General features: G+C 67.1%; 4 protein-coding genes and 1 pseudogene. 2 read left to right on the top strand and 3 right to left on the bottom strand.

Annotated features, from left to right (window positions below):
* Window positions 1-547: 547 nt before the first annotated feature.
* Window positions 548-808, bottom strand: a complete 261-nt coding sequence (locus tag OTB19_RS42265; RefSeq protein ID WP_267804170.1) for a Txe/YoeB family addiction module toxin — start codon at window positions 806-808, stop codon at window positions 548-550.
* Window positions 805-1,056, bottom strand: coding sequence for a type II toxin-antitoxin system Phd/YefM family antitoxin (locus OTB19_RS42260; protein WP_267804169.1), 252 nt, complete (start codon window positions 1,054-1,056; stop codon window positions 805-807). Before OTB19_RS42260 ends, OTB19_RS42265 begins: the two co-directional genes overlap by 4 nt.
* Window positions 1,057-1,380: 324 nt before the next feature.
* Between OTB19_RS42260 and OTB19_RS42255 the strand changes: the two genes are divergently transcribed.
* Entirely contained in the window at window positions 1,381-2,211 is an 831-nt protein-coding gene (locus OTB19_RS42255; protein WP_267804168.1) for an IS5 family transposase, read from the top strand.
* Between the two features lie 252 nt (window positions 2,212-2,463).
* On the opposite strand, the pseudogene OTB19_RS42250 reads toward OTB19_RS42255, so the two are convergent.
* A pseudogene (locus OTB19_RS42250) lies at window positions 2,464-2,661 on the bottom strand (transposase); the annotation flags it as partial.
* 74 nt (window positions 2,662-2,735) lie between these two features.
* On the opposite strand from OTB19_RS42250, the gene OTB19_RS42245 reads away from it, so the two are divergent.
* A complete protein-coding gene (locus OTB19_RS42245) occupies window positions 2,736-3,275 on the top strand; it encodes a hypothetical protein (RefSeq protein WP_267804167.1) in 540 nt (179 codons plus the stop codon).
* The last annotated feature ends 46 nt before the right edge of the window (window positions 3,276-3,321 follow it).

The following is a 3,321-nucleotide window of genomic DNA, read 5'->3' as shown; positions in this document are numbered from 1 at the left end:
GCCACCAGTCCGAACACGGTGCGACGGCCTGGCTCGCCGTGCGCTCCTACCTCGACTCCGCCCGCAAACACGGACTGAGCGCCTTCGAGGCCATCCACCGCGCCCTCACCGGCAACCTCTGGATGCCACCCATCGCGCAGACCGACTGACCAGTACCTCTCACACACCGTCACCGGTCAACTGCATTCCTTCTGAATGCTTACGCCGGGTCGCGGCTGGTTCACCCCATTTGTTCCGCATGGTGGCGGGTGGGGTCGTCGCGTGTCGCTGCGGCTGCGCCGGGCTCCACGGGCCCGGGTGTGATGCGGGTTCCTCCGTTCTGGTCTTCGTCGGGGCGGATGCCCGGGGTCAGGGCACCGCGGGTGGTGCGGTGAGTCGCCGCCAGGCCAGGGCGAACGCGCTGGTCCAGGGCCAGCTCGGGTTGATGGGAAGGGGAAGCACACCCCCACTAAATTCGAAGACCCAGCATCTCCCAATGGCCAGCGGAAACGACAAAGAAATTCGACCTTGCAAGAGCCCTGACCCCGTTCCACGGGGGATACAGGACTCAACTCCCATAGTGGTAACGGCAGGCCGCGATACGCACCTCACCCTCGACGATCTTATACACCAGACGATGCTCGTCGTTGATCCGGCGGGACCAGTACCCGTGGAAGCCGTGTTTGAGAGGCTCCGGCTTGCCGATGCCCTCGTTCCCGTTACGCGTCACATCCGAGAGAAGGGTGTTGATCCTCTTCAGGACCCTGCGGTCCTGAAGCTGCCACCACAGGTAGTCGTCCCAGGCGGATTCGTCCCACACCAGCTTCACGACAGGGTTTCCCTCACAGTCCCCCTGCCGGCCTCCAGCCGCTCGACCGAGGCCAACAGCCTCCGCGCGTTCACGGGGTTCCGCAGCAGGTAGGCCGTCTCCTTCAACGACTCGTAATCCTCAAGGGACACGATCACCACCGGATCATGGCCCGCACGCGTGATCACGACCTCCTCACGGTCGTCATTGACCGCGTCCAACACCTCCGCGTACCGCGCACGAGACTCCGAATACGACATCGTCCTCACAACTACCCACCACCCTTCTGTACAGAAAATTGTACAGGGTAGGGAGGTGGCCCACAACCCCGGCACCCCGACCTACGCCTCGCCGACCGGCCTGCCTCCGCTCGAGCGACAACGCCCGCAGAACGCGGGAAGGGTCCGGCGGTGTCATAGCCTTGAAGCAACAGTGCAGGTGAGGAGGGTTGCTCGTGGCAGCGCGGAGACCGTTGACGCTCGAGGAGCGTGAGAGTGCGGGATGTGGCGTTCTGTCGGTCTTGTCATCGCTCGATGGTGTGACGTTGGGGCATCGCTGCCGGTCAGGCGTTCGGGGTTCGTTTGGGTTGTGGCATGAGCATGCGCAAGCCGTACCCGAGCGATCTCACCGACGAGCAGTGGGAGCTCGTCGAACCCGTGATCACGGCGTGGAAGGCCCGGCATCCGTCGGTCAGCGGGCATCAGGGCAAGTACGCGATGCGGGAGATCGTGAACGCGATCCTCTACCAGAACCGCACGGGGTGTCAGTGGGAGTTCCTGCCGCACGACATGCCCCCGCCCGGAGCGGTGAAGTACTACTTCTACCTCTGGCGTGACGAGGGCACTGACCAGGACATTCATGACCTGCTGCGCTGGCAGCTGCGGGAGAAGCGGAAGCGATTAGCCGACCCGAGCCTGGTGGTCCTGGATACGCAGAGCATCCACGCCGCCGTCGGCGTCCCCGCCACGACGACCGGCAAGGACGCCGCGAAAAGGGTGCCGGGCAGGAAGAGATGCCTGGCCGTGGACGTGCTGGGCCTCGTCATCGACTGCGTCGTCCTGCCCGCCTCCGCACACGAGAACACCGCCGGCATCGCCCTGCTGGACGGTGTCGCCGGGCAGTGCGACACGGTGACCAAGGCCCTGGTCGACCAGGGCTTCAAGAAGAAGGTCGTCGAGCACGGCAAGAACGTGGGCATCGACGTCGAGATCGTCGAACGCAACCCGGCGGACAAGGGCTTCGTTCCGCAGGCCAAGCGGTGGATCGTGGAGCAGACGAACGGGATCCTGATGTTCTACCGCCGTCTCGTACGCGACTACGAACACCGGCCCGCCTCTTCGCGCTCCCGCGTCTTCTGGGCGATGACCTCGGTCATGGCGCGCCGCCTCACCGGTGCCACCCTCCCCTCCTGGAGGACCGCATGAGCGAGAACCCGCAGATCACAGCGGTGCTGGAATACGTGGAGACGCGGGAGCGTGAACTGACGGACCAGGCGGCGCGACTCCGCGTCCGCATCGAGGAACTCGCCGCACAGCTCGGCGAGTTCGACGCGGAGTGCGAGAACCTGCGCGTCACCCGCAAGACGCTACTGGCTCTGCCCGCCCCTGCGCCCGCCGAAGAGCCGAACCGCCCCGAGACGCCGGACCATCCCGCCTACCAGCAGATTCTCACCGCGTTCACCGCCACCGGGCAGCCGATGCGGGCGCGCGACCTGTCAACGCGGACTTCCAGCGGTTGTTCCAGCGTTGGCGGCCTCGGCCGGTGGGGTCGAGGGCGAGGGTGGCGAGGTAGAGGCGCTTGAGGGCGGCCTGCTCGTTCGGGAAGTGTCCGCAAGCCTGGGCCGCGCGCCGGTAGCGGGCGTTCAAGCTCTCGATCGGGCGAAGTCATCCGCCAGATTGACTGGCTCGGCCGGTGCCACACCGCCCGAATCGCCTGGATCGTGCGGAACGTGGCAGACGCCGGCTGGACCCTGGACGAGGTGAAAGCCTGGCTGCACCTGCGTGGCGAGGCGGACACCGTCCACCGGCCTTCGGGCCTGCTGGCGACCTTGCTCGCAGGCGCGGAGCAGATCCTGGACACGCCGGCCAAGCGGGCTGCTGCTGTGGCGGACTGGCGCGACTCGCGTGCGGCGGCGCGCCGCCGCCACGGGCAGTCGACCGCCGTCGGCTGCGGGCCTCGCAGCCCCGCCGTCCGCCGCATGGTCGTGGATGCGCTCACCCGCCGCCCGCTGCCTCCGCAACCCGCTTCGGCGAGCCGCCCCACAAGCCTGACAGCGTTGTCCGACGCCGACCGACAGACCTTGCGCGAAACCGCACGAGGTGAGTTCCTGCGCGGCGAAACCACCTTGATCGACTCCACGATCGCCGTCTGGGGCCGATCGGTGGCCGAGGAACTCTACGGCGCGCCGCTAGTCAGGCGGGTGCTCGCCTTGGAAGGCGGCACCTCGCTCATGATCGTCGGTGGACCCCGCGTCGGGGGACGTGCGTGAATCACGGGGGAGACGGCCAAGACCTGGCGCGCGTGGCGCTCGAGGC

Origin of the sequence: Streptomyces sp. H27-H5 (assembly GCF_026627505.1) — a bacterium.
In the GTDB taxonomy this organism is placed as follows: Bacteria; Actinomycetota; Actinomycetes; order Streptomycetales; family Streptomycetaceae; genus Streptomyces.
This window is presented reverse-complemented; position numbering and strand designations above follow the sequence as displayed.